The sequence below is a fragment of the Moorena sp. SIO4G3 genome (genome assembly GCF_010692305.1).
Lineage (GTDB): Bacteria > Cyanobacteriota > Cyanobacteriia > Cyanobacteriales > Coleofasciculaceae > Moorena > Moorena producens_A.
In genome coordinates this window covers 1-17722 of record NZ_JAAHIG010000175.1, presented here as the reverse complement: position 1 = coordinate 17722, position 17722 = coordinate 1, and the positions used below count along the sequence as shown (strand labels likewise).

Annotated in this window: 15 protein-coding genes; 3 read left to right on the top strand and 12 right to left on the bottom strand. The window is 43.0% G+C overall.

The window, feature by feature from the left end; genetic code table 11:
• Window positions 1–189 (top strand): hypothetical protein (locus F6J99_RS25870; protein WP_293116602.1); only part of this gene is annotated, 189 nt, incomplete at its 5' end.
• 131 nt (window positions 190–320) lie between these two features.
• On the opposite strand, the gene F6J99_RS25865 is transcribed toward F6J99_RS25870, so the two are convergent.
• The 12 genes from F6J99_RS25865 to F6J99_RS25815 all read right to left on the bottom strand — a co-directional run bounded on the left by F6J99_RS25865 (window position 321) and on the right by F6J99_RS25815 (window position 15951).
• Window positions 321–896, bottom strand: a complete 576-nt coding sequence (locus tag F6J99_RS25865; protein WP_293116600.1) for a Uma2 family endonuclease — start codon at window positions 894–896, stop codon at window positions 321–323.
• Between the two features lie 163 nt (window positions 897–1059).
• On the bottom strand, window positions 1060–1500 hold the full coding sequence (locus tag F6J99_RS25860) for a DUF29 domain-containing protein (RefSeq protein WP_293116598.1): 441 nt from the start codon (window positions 1498–1500) through the stop codon (window positions 1060–1062).
• 140 nt (window positions 1501–1640) lie between these two features.
• A complete protein-coding gene (locus tag F6J99_RS25855; protein WP_293116596.1) occupies window positions 1641–5786 on the bottom strand; it encodes a TIR domain-containing protein in 4146 nt (1381 codons plus the stop codon).
• Window positions 5787–6013: 227 nt separating this feature from the next.
• On the bottom strand, window positions 6014–6253 hold the full coding sequence (locus F6J99_RS25850; protein ID WP_293116594.1) for a hypothetical protein: 240 nt from the start codon (window positions 6251–6253) through the stop codon (window positions 6014–6016).
• A 191-nt stretch (window positions 6254–6444) separates the two neighbouring features.
• Window positions 6445–7518, bottom strand: a complete 1074-nt coding sequence (locus F6J99_RS25845) for a DUF4231 domain-containing protein (RefSeq protein ID WP_293116592.1) — start codon at window positions 7516–7518, stop codon at window positions 6445–6447.
• Window positions 7515–8495 (bottom strand): hypothetical protein, encoded by a 981-nt coding sequence (locus tag F6J99_RS25840; protein WP_293116590.1) that lies wholly within the window; start codon window positions 8493–8495, stop codon window positions 7515–7517. The genes F6J99_RS25845 and F6J99_RS25840 overlap by 4 nt, the downstream gene beginning before the upstream one ends.
• Before the next feature lie 37 nt (window positions 8496–8532).
• Window positions 8533–9300, bottom strand: a complete 768-nt coding sequence (locus tag F6J99_RS25835) for a YebC/PmpR family DNA-binding transcriptional regulator (RefSeq protein WP_293116588.1) — start codon at window positions 9298–9300, stop codon at window positions 8533–8535.
• Window positions 9301–9467: 167 nt separating this feature from the next.
• Complete coding sequence (locus tag F6J99_RS25830) at window positions 9468–10445, bottom strand: ATP-binding protein (RefSeq protein WP_365974180.1); 978 nt, start codon at window positions 10443–10445, stop codon at window positions 9468–9470.
• Window positions 10433–10582, bottom strand: a complete 150-nt coding sequence (locus F6J99_RS45705) for a hypothetical protein (RefSeq protein WP_365974178.1) — start codon at window positions 10580–10582, stop codon at window positions 10433–10435. Before F6J99_RS45705 ends, F6J99_RS25830 begins: the two co-directional genes overlap by 13 nt.
• Window positions 10583–10606: 24 nt before the next feature.
• Window positions 10607–12346, bottom strand: coding sequence for an EAL domain-containing protein (locus tag F6J99_RS25825; RefSeq protein ID WP_365974176.1), 1740 nt, complete (start codon window positions 12344–12346; stop codon window positions 10607–10609).
• On the bottom strand, window positions 12346–14589 hold the full coding sequence (locus tag F6J99_RS25820) for an ATP-binding protein (protein ID WP_293116586.1): 2244 nt from the start codon (window positions 14587–14589) through the stop codon (window positions 12346–12348). The genes F6J99_RS25825 and F6J99_RS25820 overlap by 1 nt, the downstream gene beginning before the upstream one ends.
• A gap of 723 nt (window positions 14590–15312) precedes the next feature.
• Window positions 15313–15951 carry a histidine phosphatase family protein gene (locus tag F6J99_RS25815; RefSeq protein ID WP_070395255.1) on the bottom strand — a complete coding sequence of 213 codons (639 nt, stop codon included), beginning with the start codon at window positions 15949–15951 and terminating at the stop codon, window positions 15313–15315.
• 159 nt (window positions 15952–16110) lie between these two features.
• Here F6J99_RS25815 and F6J99_RS25810 point away from each other — a divergent pair, with 159 nt between their 5' ends.
• Together F6J99_RS25810 and F6J99_RS25805 are read left to right on the top strand one after the other, a co-directional pair.
• Window positions 16111–17070 carry an RNA polymerase sigma factor, RpoD/SigA family gene (locus F6J99_RS25810; protein ID WP_070395254.1) on the top strand — a complete coding sequence of 320 codons (960 nt, stop codon included), beginning with the start codon at window positions 16111–16113 and terminating at the stop codon, window positions 17068–17070.
• A 246-nt stretch (window positions 17071–17316) separates the two neighbouring features.
• Entirely contained in the window at window positions 17317–17664 is a 348-nt protein-coding gene (locus F6J99_RS25805) for a DUF760 domain-containing protein (RefSeq protein WP_075903685.1), read from the top strand.
• The last annotated feature ends 58 nt before the right edge of the window (window positions 17665–17722 follow it).

The window sequence follows — 17722 nt, the reverse complement described above, 5'->3', positions numbered from 1 at the left end:
GCCATCAAAGTTTTCTGTTTGTTATTCAGTTTTAACTTGGTTTTGAAGGCTCTGAGCATAATTCAGGATAATTCTTGTCTCCGTTGTCGAGATGGTGTTTTAATCCCTTGGATAATTCCTGGCTTTTACCATCTAGCTAAAGTCTTGACCTTAACGCCGACGCTACTCAGCGGCTTCAAAGGGTTTTAATGTACTTGCGCCGTTGAGTTACCTTGATCACCTAAACATAATAGCGTGTTGTAGCGTAAAATGTCAACTAAGTTTTTCCTCTTTTTCATTGTGACGCTTTTAGATCAACCCATCAACTTATTCAATTTTGATCAACCTGGAAACACACCACTTAACTCTAGGTAAAGATCGCCAAGAGCAGGAATAGTAACCGTTTCATTAGGCAACACCACCCGTTTGACACGATAGCCGAAATTTCTTTGAGTATCTTGATAGGGCTGAGTATAGCACTCTAGTTGACCAGCCACCAGGTTAACAATCCAGTAATCCTGAATTTGGTTTTCTGAATATAAGGATAGCTTTACAGTCTGGTCATACTCCAGGGTTGAATCTGACACCTCAATCACCAGCAATATATCCTTTGGATAAGGGTGATTTGACAAGTAGTCATCCGCCTGACCCCATGCGATCGCAACATCCGGTTCCGGTTCACTGTCGTTCGATAGGATGATTGGTTCCTGTCCCCGTACCACCCCACGGTCGCCTACTAGTCTGTCCAACTCTCGCCATAACTTAGTGTTGCAAACCGAGTGGGACGTACCCTTCGCCACCATTTGTATTAACTCTCCCCGAATCAACTCCACCCGGTCATCTTCTGTTAGAAAACCATTATCAATCAAGCGATGATAGTCAGCTAGGCTAAAGCGCTTAGTTTTGATCAGGGTCATGATAACTTAACTTTAAAAACACAGCTTAATTTTCTGAGGGGTTATTCTTTTCCAATTGATCAACCCGTGCCTCTAGTGCCTTGATTTTTTCAGTACAATTTGTGGGTTTATTTACCCCAATATCAATTAATTTAATATTCGCTATTTTAGCATAAAATATACTTTAATTTTCAGGTTCTGGTAACCAATCCTGATCTAAGGTTAATTCAATAGAATAGGGGCAAGCCTCTGGAAAAACCGAAACAGGCATTCCTGTTTGCTGGGCTGCCTTACGGCGAGCCCGCTGATAGCTTTGTTCCAGCTGCTGGGCTGGATAGCTCCTGAGACTGGGACTATCTTCAATAGCTAGCTCAATCTGAGTCCGAGCATCAGTAATCGAATCCAGCCAGCTATCGGAGCGACGCTGATGCTGGTATTGCCACTTGAGCAAATGTAACAGCAGGCGAATCAATTGGCTAGTAATTCCCCGCCTTTCACTCTTGCCCAAGTCTTCAACCTCCTCAATCAGATTTTCTAAGTCAATCTCTTGCCAACGACCTTCTCGCAACAACTGTGCTGTTTGTTGTGTCCAGGAATTAAAATCTTTTGTGTATGCTTTTTCCACAAGTGTCTCTCCCTTTTTATACCCAATTGATCTCTTAGTTTATTAACTTTTGCTAGCATGCCTATTGCCTATTGCCTATTGCCTATTGCCTATTGCCTATTGCCTATTGCCTATTGCCTATTGCCTTTCCTTAATCCAATCTATTTTGATTTGGGTTTAATGCCATGACAAAGAGTGCGATCGCTTTCATCGATTGCAGAATTATGCTTTAGATAATCCCCTACCCAATCACAAGCCCGACCGAGAAGGTCATTGAAATCTAAACTTATATCCATATCCCACATAATCACATTGCCACTGTAGTCAGATGAAGCCAGGATTTTGCCATCGGGACTGAAACTGAGGCTAAAAACCCCATCATTATGTCCCATCAGAGTTTCAATTTCTTGCCCCTTCAAATTCCAGAGTTTAACCGTTTTGTCACCACTAGCCGAAGCAATCATCTTGCCATCTGGGCTGAAACTTACGCTAAACACCTTACCCTCATGCCTTTTGAGAGTCCGGATTTCTTTACCGTCTCTACTCCAAAGTTTAACCGTTTCGTCCTCACTACCAGAGACAAGCATCTGACTGTCCGGACTAAAACTAACACTCGAGATCACATCATCATGACCTTTGAGGATGGTAGGAGTTAAGCAAAAAGGCAAAAAATTTGTGTTATGGTCTAATCCAACTGCTGGTTTTAAGTTTGCTGGTTTTAAGTTTGCTGATTTTAATTCACCATTACATAAGTTTCCCCGACGCCAAAGCTTAATAGTATTATCATCACTACCAGCAGCAATCATCAGACCATCGGGACTAAAATTAACACTTCTAACCGCAGCCCTAAGCTTTTTCAACCTTTGGCGTTCTCTTCCTTTAAAACTCCAAAGCTTGACAGCGTTATCCGAACTGCCAGATACAATAGTCTGACTGTCAGGGCTGAAACTAACGCTAAAGACTCCAGCCTGATGCCCCTGGAGTGTTTGGATTTTTTTACCATCCTTACTCCAAAGTCTAACCCTACTATCCCGGCTACCCGTAGCAATAGTTTTGCCATCGGGGCTAAAACTAACACTAAACACTGCATCCCTGTGGTTTTCTAGAACGTTTGGAGTCAAACAAAAATCCAGCATATTGATAGTTTTACTAGACCTTATTTCCCCTAATCCTTCCTTGCCACAGGTATAATCTAAATGCCATAGCTTAGCAGTTTTATCTTCACTAGCACTAGCCAAGGTTTTGCCATCTGGGCTAAAACTCACACTCCAGACATTACTGTTATGACCCTTGAAGGTGCGAGGTGTTTTCGCATCTAAGCGCCAGAGTTTAATCGTTTTATCTTCACTAGCACTAGCCAGGGTCTTGCCATCTGGACTAAAGCTAAGGTCATAAGCTCCAGCCTGATGCCCTCGGAAGGTTTGGAGTTCCGAGCCATCAAGGTTCCAGAGTTTAACGGTTTTATCCCGACTAGCAGAGGCGAGGGTTTTGCCATCCGGGCTGAACCTGACGCTTCTGACTCCAGCTAATTTCTTTGGAAAAGTCTTCAGTTCCCGACCATCAAGGCTCCAGAGTTTGATAGTCTTATCCCTACTAGCAGAAGCAATCATCTTGCCTTGGGGTGAGAAACTGACGCTATAAACCTCAGCCTGATGCCCCTTGAACGTTGCAATACTTGTCCCATCGAGCTGCCAGAGCTTGATAGTATTGTTACTTCCAGCAGAAGCCAGAATTTTGCCATCCGGACTAAAGCTGATGCTGCGATATCCAGCGGCAATACCCTCAAACGTTTGGAGTTGCTTGCCATTGAGGCTCCACAGCTTGACAGTATTATCGTTACTAGCCGTAGCCAGCATCCTGCCATCGGGACTGAAACTCACGCTCCGCACTCCACGCTCATGTCCTTTAAAGGTTTGGAGGGTTTTCCCGTCTAAGCTCCACAGTTTGACCGTCTTATCCTCACTAGCTGTAGCAATCGTCTTGCCATCTGGGCTGAAACTGACATTCCAAACGGTACCTTGATGTCCCTCCAAGGTTTCGAGTGCCTTACCGTTGCGGCTCCAAAGTTTGACAGTATGGTCTTTACTAGCAGAAGCAATCAGATGACCGTCAGGGCTAAAACTAACACTAGTAACCCAACTGTCATGCCCTACCAAACGGTTGTATTCTCTGACCCAAGACACTGCTCCGTGCAATGCTGTCCTAACCAGAGCCTCAGTTTCAGGTTTTACACTGCGTATCTGTTTTTGCAGTTGCTGTGCAGCCCTGATTGCTTCGATCAGGGCATCAAATTCCTGATGTGATTCTCTCAGAGCCAGTGAGTATCGACTCAGAGCATTAATGTGACCTTCCCTCACCGTTTCTGCTCGTTTCCATTGCATGAAAGCAACCAAGCCAAAGCCAACAGCTGCTGCAAATGCTGCACTCATCAAACTAAGGGACAACCGTAAGATGACTAATCGACGCTTTTCCCGTTTTCTCAAAATCGATATGGCATCCCGACTTTTAGCAATATAGTTCTTGTGTAAAGATGTCGCAGTCGGCTGTTTATGATTGGTCTCGGCATCACGCAACCATTGTTGGGCAATAGAAAATTCGCTGCCACGCAACAGCAAATCCGTATCTTGGTGAGACTGCTGCCATTCCCTAGCTCGCTGCAACCATTTGGTGTGACTGCGCACATGCTCTCGGTCAGTATCAAGGGTTCTGACCAATTCACTGAAATTGGGATAAAAATCTCCTCGATGCCGGTTGAAATCAATCCACTGGATGCTAGCTAATCCAGGATGTAGCATTTTTGCTGGTACCTGTGTAGAAAGCACAGTCACAAACCGTTTATTTAATGTCTGAGCATAGTCTACCTCCCCAGCACAATAGGGTGAATTTACCGAAGCAGGGGAAATAATAAATAAGAAATTATCAGACTGTTCAATTCCCCGATATATTTCCTGCTGAAAATCACTCCCTGGAGGAATACTTTCTTGGTCAAACCAAGTCGTTTTACCCTGTAACTGCAATGCCTCATTTAACTTTCTAGCCAAATCGGAATCAGTACGGGAATAAGAGATAAAAACGTCTAGATAAGATTCATGCTGTTGATTCCTGCTAGCCGCAAGAAATTCTTCATGTAATCCTAGGGGTGGATGTTCCAGACGTTGCCGATTTACTTTCAGCCAGTTTTCGTAATAGTTTAAATTGTGACCCCGCAATAAAATACTAGAGTTGCGGTTTTGCCTCAGCCATTTTAGGGCTTTTACTAACAAAAGCTTATGCTCTTCGTAATAGAGAGCATCTTGATTTAATTCTTTTAATAATTGAGCAGCCATGAAGCGATAGTTTGCTTCATTAGTATACTTAGTAAAATCTAGGAATTGTAACGAGCGAATTTTTGGTGGTATTTGGTCGATATCCGTGTCTTCAATCAGTAGTGATATAATCCGTTTATTGTGAGCAAAGGCGTGTTCAAGTTCTTGCTGACAGTATTTTGATTGACTCGAATTGGGTGAAATTAAGTAAATGAGATTATCAGCTTCCTCAATTCCTTGGTTGATTGCCGATTGGAAGTCTATACCGGTTTTAATATCCGTTTCAGGTTTCCAGATTGTGATTCCTTCCCGCATCAGGGTTTTGCCAATTTTATCCTTGATATCTTTATCTTTATCAGCATAAGATATAAAGACTTGGGTCATTAAGTTATTGGCATTTTTGGTGCTTTCACCAATAAACTCACACTGTAAATCCGTTGGTAAACAAGGAGCCTGATCTTTTTTAAACCGTACCTTTAACCAAGATTCAGCTTGAATCCGTTCTGATTGGATTAACAGGTGGTTAGTTTGTTGTTGATTTCTGTCCCACTCCAAAGCTTTAACTAAAAACAGAGTATGCTGTTCTACATAATCAGCATGCTTACGGATGGAATTCATTAATTGTTTAAAGGATGCTTCAAAATTGTTTATTTTATCTTGGAAATAAATCCAGTTAAGTTTACGGATAATCGTAGGAATTTTGTCCCGAGGGGATTTAACATGCACTAAAGGAATAATGCGTTTATTGTATTTAATAGCCAGTTCAATTTCTTTGAGGCAGTATTTTGAATTAACGGAATGGGGGGAAATGATAAAAATGAAGTTATGAGTTCTCTCAATGCCATTATCAATCTGATGCTGCCAATCTACAGCAGGCGGAATGTCTTTCTGGTCAAACCAGACCGTTAAGCCCAATTGTGTTAGTCTAGCTTCAAGTTTAGTAGCAAAGCCTTTGCTGTCAGCACGTCCGTAGGAGATAAAGGCATCGAAAAATATAGTCATTTGTCCAGGGGTCTAAGTGAGGAGATCTACTTAACACTACACTTGTAACACCCTGGATTTCGTAAATCGAGCAAGCTTGAAGAGTTGTGAGAGCGATGCAGCAAGGGAACAGGGGAGGCAGTGCGGTCTTGGGGAGGCAGCGCCGCCAAAGGGGGTTTCCCCCGGAGACGAAACCTGATTACGTTGAGCCTTTATGGTTGGTAGGCTATGCAGAAAAGGGTTCAAACTTATTGATTAGCGTGATTTGCGCGGTCTTGGGAAGGCAGCGCGGTCTTGGGGGTTCCCCCCATGAGCGACTGCCGTGGTTTCCCCCACTCGCGCTTTGCATGGCTGACAAGGCTCAACTGTCTTACGGTAACTTGGCCGTAGGCCACGCTTGGCCGTAGGCCACGCCAAAGGCGAACGCGAACAAACCATGAGCGACTGCCGTGGTCTCCCCCATGAGCAACTGGCGTGGTTTCCCCCACTCGCGCTTTGCATGGCTGACAAGGAAATAGGGGCAACGGATGGGTAACGGATGGGTAACGGATATAGCCAATGGGGAGCAGCTGAAGAATAGTTAGGATTTAGGTGTCACCTCTGGTGCTCTGCCCATAGGCTAAATGGTCACCACAATAAAGCCAGCCTGTCAAGGACAGAAATGAGATTATTTATGATATCATTTCGTATCGATTTTCTTAGACGGAGACGGGTTTTTTCCCTGAGCCTCCGACTGCTCGGTTTCACCATAGAGTTCTGCTAGTGCATCATTCATCTCTTGCACCCAGCCTACATTTTCGCTTTGGATGGTTTTCTCTGTACTGATCACCAATAACTCAAATTTCTCCGATTTTTCCTCATCTGAAAGACCATGCCACCAAGTGCTTATATCGTACAAATCATCAGCTGCTTGGTTGTAGGCAATCAGCGTTGTCTCAACCCGTTTCAATTCCAGGAAACTGGAAAATGCCGCAGCAAAGGCTGTAGTGACCGCCACCGAGGTGTCTTGACCCAGCGCCACCAGAAATGAACCCACACCGCCCAAGATATATACCCCCCACTGGTAGCCATGCAATTGTATATCAAGTTTCCTAGTTCGCTTTCGGTACCACTTAAACTGGTCTTCCACTCGCCAGACTAGGTAGTGTTCGGGGGTTAGGTCAGAAAACTTATCGTCTTGATGATGCTGTTGAGCTTCCTGAGGTTTCTTGTCCTTGCTTTTCTTGTCTTTGCTTAAGGATGAGCGTTTTCTACGGGAAACTTCCCCCTCGTAGGGGCTAAAACTAGTGTGGTGAACTGTAGTTCCCTTTAGCCTTTGACTAATCACCTTGACCTTACGTGCCAGCTTAGCATCCCGGGACGTGTTATCACTGTATTCCCCAACTTGCGCACGGTAACAGTAAATTTCCCTTTTAATTGCCTCGGCACTACCCCGTAACAGAATCCAATTGCCACCTTTGTCGAACTTAACTGCACCTGCTAGTAGTACACTTAGAGCAATTGGCACTAGTAGAAGAACGTAGTGAATTACTTTGACCGTCTGGTGTGACTCACCAAGGACGTCTACCAACTCTGAGTGGATCACAGCTAGCAAGGTAGCCAACACACTCAATACCAGAATTCCTATCCGCAGCAGAAAGAAACGTTTCTGAGCCGCTGTGGCATTTTTGCTATAGGTACGCTGACGTTCCCAAGCACGTTTGAGGGTTGGGCTTGGCGCAGGGGAGTATGTAGGCTCAACTTCTGACGTCATGACAGTCTATGTGCAGTCAATGTACTTTTTAATGTGTACATTGACTGTCTAGTCAGTCCCTCAATGATGATTTTAGTCAATTCACTGAATGGTTGTGAGAGGTCAAAACAGGTCAATTGATTTTGTTGGAAGTGATTTTCTTGTAATAGTTCCGTAACAGATTCTCGTGCTTCTTGTTCTGGATACCGTACTGCCATAGTAATTTCATCTGCTAACCGACCACTGCCCCCAAGAACTACCAATGGTCGTCCAGCTTTCTTATTTTCAAATAAATCTAGCAAGGTAATCGCCCCACCGTTAGCCATTACTGTGACTGATGGCTTTTCGTATGCCAGGGTAGTAGCTATACGAGCCAACCAGGGGGATTCATCACCCCAGGTAGATCCAGGAATCAGCACAAAATGAGTATGATTTGGCTCCAGTGATGTTTGATCAGAAGATGAGGGGGGTGCATCAGGAAGCGCAATCTTGCCCACTGGGGCAATACCTACTAAGGGAAAGGTGCCAGCAATCTCAGCACGAGCTTGCCCCATCATCTGCATCACCCCAGTATCAGTACCACCATCCACCACACAGGCTCCCAGGGTTTCAGCAATGGGAGCTAGTACATTGATAAACAACAAGCGCAGACGAGCCATACTCTGATCACTCATCTTGCTTGCCCCCCCGACTACCACTAGAACGGGACGGGAGCCGTGAAGACCGATTTGGTTGAGGGCACCAGACAAGTCCACAGAATGATCCACTTGAATCGCACAAGCCCCTTGCCCATTCTTGAAGGTGAGTTTGAGAGGCTGGTTATTTAAGAACTGCTTGAAGATGAGATGCTTTGGCTTGTTTCCATCCTGGGACAAAGCACCGGACTTAGCTAAAACCCTCCTCTTGCGCAATCGGGGGGGAGCGATGCCTGTGGATCTAGCCATTATGACCTTTTGGTCATCTGTTCGCTTTTGCTTTGTCTTGGCAGATCGAAACATTTAAAATCACCTATAGTGGTTTATAATATTCTATCTGCTAGATCATGCTGAGGGACATCAGCTGATCGGACATCTCGAAATTGGCGGTAACATTTTGTACATCCTCCAAGTCTTCCAGAGCATCCATTAATTTCAAAAGCGTCTGCGCCAGATCTGGGTCAGTCACTTCCACGGTATTACTAGGAATCCAGCGCAACTGCGCCTCACTGACCTCAAAGCCCTGATTTTTCAAAATTTGACTCAGGTTTTCCAGGTTGCTAACTTCTGTAAATACCTCAGCCGTTACACCTTCGGAATCCTCGTTCAACTCATAAGTTTGAGCTCCCCCTTCAAGGGATGCTTCTAACAAATGGTCTTCTGTGATATCACCCGTAAGCGTAACGACACCCTTTTGCTCAAACATCCAGCTAACACAGCCTGTTTCACCCAGATTACCACCATTCTTAGTAAATCCTGAGCGCAGGTCAGCTGCTGTCCGATTCCGATTATCAGTAAAAGCTTCTATCAAGATAGCAACGCCTCCTGGACCATACCCCTCATAGCGAATCTCTTCAAGATTGTCACTCTCATTGCCTAGGGTACCGGCTCCTTTTGCGATCGCTCTTTCAATGTTGTCATTAGGAATCCCTGCTGCCTTAGCCTTTTCCACCGCTTGCCGAAGCTGAAAATTACCCTCTGGATCCGGGATGCCATTGCGAGCAGCTACTATAATCTCCCGAGAGATTTTAGCAAAGGTCTTACCTTTAACTGCGTCAACCCTCGCTTTCTGACGCTTAATATTTGCCCATTTACTATGTCCTGCCATAACGGTTAAGTTGATTACAACCCAACTAACAAAATACCTCCACTTCTTGGTTTAAATATAACCTACCCAAGTCATCTCCTAAAAATATATTATTCTCTCTCCTAGGATAGCTACCAACTTAAGGAAAGAAAGTCTATGGTAAATGGTAGATCCTAAATGGTTCTTGGTCAAGGGAGTAGCCCTTTGGAGATTAGGGGTAGCATTACTTGCACTGTAGTTTGTTCTCCTAGTGTACTATGTATTGTTAATTTACCACCGTGTAACTCAACTAGACGTTTAGCAATCACTAGCCCCAACCCTGAGCTTTGTTGTTCGTAGAGGTTACCTTTAAACCGTAAGTCCGCTTCCAATTCGGCCATTTCAGCTTCAGATATCCCTTGTCCCTTGTCGTGGACTGACAAGATCAACCTATTATTTTCTGAATAGCTATTTACCCAAACAGGTGTTCCCTCTTGTGAGAATTTAAAGGCATTATTAATTAACTCTTCCAACATTTTATTAAGTCGGTTTTGCGACATAGCAATGGTAGTCTCTTGCCAATCTAATTGCAAATCCGCAACCCGTCCTGTCTTTTGAGCAAGATTCTGAATCAAATTAGCCAGAACCGGATTAGGCAATTTACTGGTAGTCTTTCGCATATTTTCTATTTTCTTGGAATCTGTAGCGATTATTTCAAGATCTGCATAAAGTAAAAAGTTCTGAATTAACCTTAATAACCGTTCACCCGACTGATGGATATCTTCTGCCATAGTCTTAATTTGATATCGTTCCAAACTTTCCCATTTGTCCATGATTAGTTGAGAAATATCCAGAATTCGATTTAGGGGTTTATCCATTTCATAGGGCAAATACAGTGTAATATGGCTGCGCAAATCATCCAGTTTTTTATCTTTTTGCAACTCAAGGGCAGCTTGCTTTTCCAATCGAGTAGTAATTGCTCCTAGTAGTTCTACTCTAGTAAATGGCTTGGTTAGATAATCATCTGCTCCTAATTCCATTCCTTGGCGCTGATCAGTTTTTTCAGCTCTAGCTGTGAGAAACATAAAAGGAATAGTTGCCGTATCAGGATGTTTGCGCAAGGTCTGCAATACCTGATAACCATCAAGTTCTGGCATCATGACATCGCAAATAATCAAATCTGGCATTCATGCTGGGCTAACTCGATACCAATCCGACCATTACTACCAGCAATCGCCTCAAAATCCTCAGCCTCCAGTAACTCCAGTATATTTTCTCGTACTGAAGGTTCATCTTCAATTAACAGAATTTTTGTTCTTACCATTGTTTTGCGCTTTGTGAAACTAATCTAATTGACTTGAGGCAGTGGGAACCCAATACCGCTATTGAGTAAACGTTTAAATTCCGGCGCTGGTAAAGCCCTACTAATCAAATGACCCTGAACTCGATCACATTTATGAGAATAAATAAAAGCCAATTCTTCTTGAGTTTCTACTCCTTCAGCAATCAGTTGTAGATTTAAACTTTTTGCCATTTGTATAATTGCCTTAGTAATAGCCGCCTGGTTAGGCTTATGAACAATATTACGGACAAAGCACTGATCAATTTTGAGAACATCAAAGGGAAATTGTTGTAAATAGCTTAATGAAGAATATCCTGTACCAAAATCATCAATTGCAATTTCTAAGCCTAGGTTTTTAAACTCATTTAACTGACGAATAGCCGTCTCAGTGTTTTTAACTAGTATACTTTCAGTTAGTTCTAATTCTAGAGTTTTATAGGTTAACTTATTTGACTGCAAAATCTTTACTAAATTATCGTAAAAATCCGGTTTATTAAATTGACGACCTGATAAATTTACTGCTATACGGAAAGAGGTAAATCCATCATTTTGCCAGACTTTAGCTTGCTGACAAGCCTGCTGTAATACCCATTCTCCAATGGATATAATCAGACCCGTTTCTTCGGCGATCGGAATAAATTTTGCTGGGGGAACTAAACCGAGTTCTGGATGATGCCAACGTAATAGAGCTTCAGCACCAACAATTTTTCCTGTCTCGAGACTGATTTGGGGTTGATAGTAAACCTGGAATTCTTCCCGTTCCAAAGCATAGCGTAAGCTACTCTGCAAGGTAAGATGATTTGAAGAATTGACATTCAAGGCACTGGTGTAAAACTGATATTGATCACCCCCCTGACGCTTTGCCTGAAGCATCCCCTGGTTGGCATGATTAAGTAATTGTTCAACGTCTTCACCATCACGGGGATAAATGGCAATACCAATACTGGCGGTGATAAAAACTTCTTGATCATCCAGAACGATAGTTTGAGAAAGGCTGTCAAGAATGCTTTGGACAACATTAATGACATATTGTTTGTGTTGATCTGTGGCTAAAATAACGGCAAATTGATCGCCATTTAAACGAGCAACTGTATCCTGATTTTCAACACAATTAGCGAGGCGTTGAGCAACAAATTTTAGTAAATAATCTCCCCAAAAATGACCTAGATTATTGTTAACTTGATTAAACCGATCTAAACCCAAACATAGAAATGTAACCAGTTTTTGATTATCGTCGATGTGTTGTTTTACTTGCTTAAACCGTTCTCGCAAGGACAGCCGATTAGGTAGGTTGGTCAAGCTGTCATGGTGGATCAAGTAATTGAGTTTATTTTTAGCTTCCTGAAGTTCAGTATTGTAATGCTTATGAACAGCAGCTTTTTTTTTGAGTCTACTAGAAATTGACCCTAGAAGTTCTGCTCTAGTAAAGGGTTTGGTAATATAGTCGTCTGCCCCTAGTTCCATACCCTGACGAAAATCATTTTTAGCAGCCTTTGCTGTTAAAAAAATAAAAGGAACTGTTGCCATCATTGAGTCTTGACGCAGGGATGTTAAGACACTGTAACCGTCCATTTCCGGCATCATGACATCACAGATAATTAAATCTGGGATAGTTCCTTTCGCTAAATTAACACCAACACGACCATTTTCTGCTCCAATGACATCAAACCCTTCAGCATCCAGGAGTTCTATAATGTTTTCCCGGACAAACTCTTCATCTTCAATCACTAATATTTTTCTCATCATTAATTTGATAACAAGTAATATATTGGCAGGGTTACAGTAAACGTTGTACCGACAGTTACCTCACTTTCTAGTTCAATTTGACCTTGGTAGATATCGAGACACTTTTTTACAATTGTCAATCCTAAGCCAGTGCCAGTAATTGTCCCGACATTTGTACCTCTATGAAAGGTCTCAAATAGTAGTCCTTGGTCTTCTTCAGGAATACCAATACCTTGATCGCTGATTTTAAAGATAGCCTGATTGGCAGAGCAAGTGAGTTGAAGCTCAACCGTGCTACCATTGGGAGAATACTTCAGTGCATTACTCAGCAAATTCTCCAAAATTTGCCTAAGCAATTTTTCATCCATATACGGTCGGGTGGATGATAAGGAACTAGCCGCATTATTTTTTTCATGATTACTTCCTAATTTATTACCCAATTTTTCTAAGTTATAAATAAAATTTATTATGTGATTATTTCGATAATAAAGCTTGATTTCATTAATTAAATCTGTGCAAAATTTTGCTAAGTCTATCGGGTTTAAATTTAACTCTATTTTCCCAGATTCTACCTGGCCAATAAGCAATAAATCATTCAAAAGTCTGGTCATATGTTGAACCATTTTTTGAATGCGATTTAGGTGATTATTTTTTTTACATTCTGACCATTTATTACCGTAATGTTGCAGTAACTCTGCTGATGAAAAAATCGTTGTTAGAGGGGTACGAAATTCGTGAGATGTCATGGTTATAAACCGAGATTTTAGCTCCCCAAGTTGTTTTTCTTTAGCCAATGCATTGATAATTTCTAATTCTGTTTGTTTCCGTTTAGTGATATCTCTATCAACCCCTCGATAACCACAAAACTTGCCAAGACGATCAAAAATTGGTACACCACTGGTTTCCAGAACCACTGACTGACTATTTTTGTGAATTCTAGTATTTTCCAAGTTACTAAAGGGGTGTTTTAAAACGGTAAAGGAAGCCAAAATTTCCATCACACGTTTTGCCTCTTCCTGTGACATTAAGTCAAAGGGAGTTTTGCCAACTACTTCTGATGGTTCATAACCGAGTAAGTCCCAGACTTTGGGACTAGCGTAGGTATAGACAGCATTTTCATCCATCTCCCACATCCAATTACTACTAATTTCTACGACATTACGAAACCGCTCTTCACTCTGCCGCAACTGCTCTTCTGCCTTCTGGCGCTCAATAATCTCCCCCTTGAGTGCTTGGTTCGCTTTCCTCAGAGCAGCAGTACGTTGTTGAACTCTGACTTCCAAAGCATCATTGACTTGTGCTAGGGTGAGTCGTGCTTCAATACGCTCAGTGATATCCTGGACAATAACAGCCACTTCATCTAACCCACTTTTAACAATACGAGCCTCAAAGTAGCGGAGTTTACCATCTTGTCTGACTGGGGACTCAATAACTTGCATCTCATCACTTTCTAGGGCTATTTCCACATGCTCCCAAATTAATCCTGCTACCTCAGTGGGTAAACAGTTATGTAAATGTTTCCCAATACAGTTATTGTTGAGAAACAGCACAGGGTTTTCAATGGCCGCTTTCCAATCCAAGTAAAAGCCATCCCGATTGACACGAAAGATTACATCTGGTATAGCCTCTAAGAGGGCTCGGTTTCTAGCCTCGCTTACTTTTAGTGCAGACTCTTTTTGTTTAAGTTCTTGGCTTTGTTTTTGATAGATTTGCTCAAGTTCTTGGTGGGTTAGAGCAATGGCAAAATGATCGGCGATCCCTCGGATGAAGGCAATTTCTTGGACTGTCCATTCTCGTTCGTGATCGCACTGATACAAGGTCATACTACCCAGACAAGACTGCCCATGCAGCAGTGGCACCATCATGATGGCACGGATGTCACATGGATAGGTTAACTCCTTCAGTTGTGGTGGGAGTTTTCCCTCCGATTCAGGAATAATCAACGGTTTGCCCTGAGCTAGCCAGGAGTGATAAGTCTCAAATAGGTGGCGAAATACCTCGATCAGACATGGCTCGGCTGTACTGTGCAGTGATTGGGTAATGGGAAAGCTAACTTGATGAGTTGCCATAGCTGGAGGGTCGTGAGTGGGAAACATTAAACAGCCACTCACTTGCAAGATTTGACGTAATTGATTAGCTATGGTAGGTAGCAATTCATTGAGGACTAACGTCCTCCTTGTAACCTGGGCAATCTGGTTAATCATTTCCGCTTGGACTTTCAAGAGGTAATAGTCCACTCTTTGATGTCCAGTGCTCGATTCCATGGGTGCATGCTCAGGTAACATAACCAATAAAATTAGCTAAGAGCGGAACTGTCTAGCCTAGACTGGACATAGATTCAGCCATCAACTCAACGCTGTACCATAATTTTCAGCCCATCCCCACCAATCAATTCGGGGGATTTGAGGTCAGTTGTCCAGCGATGCAGCGCGGTCTTGGGGAGGCAGCGCGGTCTTGGGGGTTTCCCCCATGAGCGACTGCCGTGGTTTCCCCCATGAGCGACTGCATCAAGACATTGTCAGTTGCGCACGCAGCTACTAGCTTTTAGTTATGGGCTAAGTGCTAATTACATGCTAGCAAGCTGACCATTGACCACTGACCATTGCAAGGCGTCGATTCATGCCCATACCAAGAAAATAGGGGCAACACTCGCCGCCCAACCTTAGGTGATGGTAAGATATTACACCACCACTAGATGCCTAAATTGTTGCACAGTCTTAATTTCTAGCCCTCGTGGAAACTACGGTGTCTTAGCTAGTTTGTCTATCTTGAAACCTGTAAATTTACGAACAGTTAGTGTATTATTGGTCTTTGGTGATTGGTTATGGGTCAAAGCGCGTTTCTCAGCCAGATTAGCTCTAGGTCTTACCCGTTCGCGCCACTGTCGCCCCTTGGGCGAAAGGAAGTGTGAGATGATGAGTCAAAGGAGACTATGGCTGTAGACTTTTGACAAAAAAACCTTCGTATACTATTGAAGCTTATACCCTTCAATTAAACCGGATGACATCTTCTGTCTGACTCAGGTGAGAGGTATCTCCATTAAGTTCCATCACCCACTGTTTTTCTTGGCGCACTAGTTTAACTAAACAGCACAAGGATGCTTTAATGTCTTGTGTGGCACCCACTAGTCCCTGAGTGGTTCCAACTACTGATGGTCCGTGACCAACCAGTAGTAAATCTTCTGAAAATTGAGCGGTGATACGTTGTGCCGTTTCACCTGTTCGTTTGAGTAAAGCAACACTTGTTTCTGGATATTCAGGGATTACACAGGAAGTATAACTGGTGTCAATTCGCTGAAACTGCTTGTGCAATACTTCATTAGGCAGTCTTTCTGGTTCAGTTGCCATCCACTCAGGATTGAGCCATTCACTTAAACCCAACTCTAGCTTAATAGGTAAATCCAGAATTTCTGCGACTTGGTTAGCCGTTTGGACAGTTCGTAAAAACGGTGAGGCGAATATATGCCTAATTCCTTTTCCTACAAGGCGTTGACCCAGTTGCGCTGCTTGCAGTTCCCCATCTACTGAAAGCGGTGGATCATAGGGTCGCTCTGCCATGTTGAACCATTCGGGGTTAACAAAGTCAAGGCGGTTTCCGTGTCTGGCAATCCAAACTGTTTGGGTCATCTTACCTTACACCCTCTTCGGGAATTTAGTTAAGTTATGTTAAATTTATTAAAATAATTTAACTCAAATCCCACAAAGCTTATCATCTGGTTTGGAAAACCAGCATGGTTTGCTTTAATTTTCTTAATTTAAATCTCACTGATAACGCCATCGAATCCAATGAAAACCGCTCAGGACTCTACAGATTTAGTTCGTACCTATTTAAAGGAAATCGGTCGTGTACCATTACTGACCCATGAGCAGGAAATTTTTTACGGGAAAAAGGTTAAGCAGTTAACAACCTTAAAGGAAGTCAAAGAGTCCCTTGTCCAACAGCTGGGTCGTGAACCTACGTTTTCTGAGTGGGCAACAGCATCTTGCCTAACGGATTCTCAGTTAAAGTCTAGCATCGCTGTTGGTGAATCCGCTAAACGCAAGATGGTGGAAGCCAATTTGCGATTGGTGGTGGCAGTGGCAAAGAAATACATTAAGCGTAATCTTGAGTTGCTGGACTTGATTCAAGAGGGAACCATCGGCTTGCAGCGGGGTGTAGAAAAATTTGACCCTACCAAAGGCTATCGTTTTTCTACCTACGCCTACTGGTGGATAAGGCAGGCAATTACTCGTGCGATCGCAGAAAAAGGGCGCACGATTCGCCTTCCTATCCATATTACCGAGAAGTTAAACAAAATCAAAAAAGCCCAGCGCCAACTTTCCCAAAAGCTGGGACGAACAGCTACTATCTCAGAATTGGCAATTGAGTTGAACCTCACACCTGATCAATTGCGGGAGTACTTCGAGCAAGCACGTCAACCCCTATCTTTGGAGTTGCGAGTGGGGGATAACAAAGATACAGAATTGGTTGAGTTGCTCGAAGACACCGGTCCTGGACCAGAAGACTTTGTGACTCAATCGTTAATGCAGCTAGACTTAGAGAAATTCATGGATGATTTGACACCGCAGCAGAGGCAGGTGTTGAGACTTCGTTATGGCTTGGCAGAGGAAGAACCAATGACATTAGCCAAAATTGGTCAACACCTCAACATCAGCCGTGAACGAGTGCGACAAATCGAACGAGAAGCGATCGCTAAACTTCGTAAGCGTCAAGGGGATATGCGGGAATATATCCCAGCTAGTTAATTTTTTCTGAGTCGGTTTAGTCATTAGTCATTAGTCATTAGTCATTAGCTACAATCACCAATGACTAATGACCAATAGGTGAGAAAATCAGATCCTAGATGGTTCGGTTCCACCTACTTTGCCATGGTCACTTGCCTGTTAAAGTAATTACAAATAGGAAGCAGTAGAGCTAAACAGATAAACATCATCATTGGCTGCCGACTCTAGTAGAAAAACCGGAATTAGCCATCGCTAGGAGGTAAAACGGTGAATAACGCATCCAATCCCAATCATGTTCCTGAATTCTTTGATAAAGATTCTGACAATAATTTACTTTGGCAGTATGTTCAATCAATGAGTCCAGAAACCATTACCCAGCTGTCTAGACCAACGTCTTCGGAAGTCTATCAGGTGATGGAAAACAATATTATGGGAATGTTGGGAAACTTGCCTTCCCAAGACTTTGGCGTAACTATCAGTACTAGCCGTGAGAATCTAGGTCGCCTTTTGGCTTCAGCCATGGTTAGCGGCTATTTCCTTAGGAACGCTGAACAACGTATGGTTTTTGACAAGTCTTTGCAAATAGCTGAATCTCAATCTCTGGAGGAAGATTAGTCAAACCTTGGCCTAAAAGGGCTGAATCTATAGATTTAAGCGAGAAAATGCCCAATCG

Coding starts and splice junctions, on each gene's coding strand:
- F6J99_RS25865 (WP_293116600.1), bottom strand. CDS start 896: ATGACCCTGATCAAAACTAAGCGCTTTAGCCTAGCTGACTATCATCGC.
- F6J99_RS25855 (WP_293116596.1), bottom strand. CDS start 5,786: ATGACTATATTTTTCGATGCCTTTATCTCCTACGGACGTGCTGACAGC.
- F6J99_RS25845 (WP_293116592.1), bottom strand. CDS start 7,518: ATGACGTCAGAAGTTGAGCCTACATACTCCCCTGCGCCAAGCCCAACC.
- F6J99_RS25840 (WP_293116590.1), bottom strand. CDS start 8,495: ATGTTTCGATCTGCCAAGACAAAGCAAAAGCGAACAGATGACCAAAAG.
- F6J99_RS25835 (WP_293116588.1), bottom strand. CDS start 9,300: ATGGCAGGACATAGTAAATGGGCAAATATTAAGCGTCAGAAAGCGAGG.
- F6J99_RS25830 (WP_365974180.1), bottom strand. CDS start 10,445: ATGCCAGATTTGATTATTTGCGATGTCATGATGCCAGAACTTGATGGT.
- F6J99_RS45705 (WP_365974178.1), bottom strand. CDS start 10,582: ATGGTAAGAACAAAAATTCTGTTAATTGAAGATGAACCTTCAGTACGA.
- F6J99_RS25825 (WP_365974176.1), bottom strand. CDS start 12,346: ATGATGAGAAAAATATTAGTGATTGAAGATGAAGAGTTTGTCCGGGAA.
- F6J99_RS25820 (WP_293116586.1), bottom strand. CDS start 14,589: ATGGAATCGAGCACTGGACATCAAAGAGTGGACTATTACCTCTTGAAA.
- F6J99_RS25815 (WP_070395255.1), bottom strand. CDS start 15,951: ATGACCCAAACAGTTTGGATTGCCAGACACGGAAACCGCCTTGACTTT.
- F6J99_RS25810 (WP_070395254.1), top strand. CDS start 16,111: ATGAAAACCGCTCAGGACTCTACAGATTTAGTTCGTACCTATTTAAAG.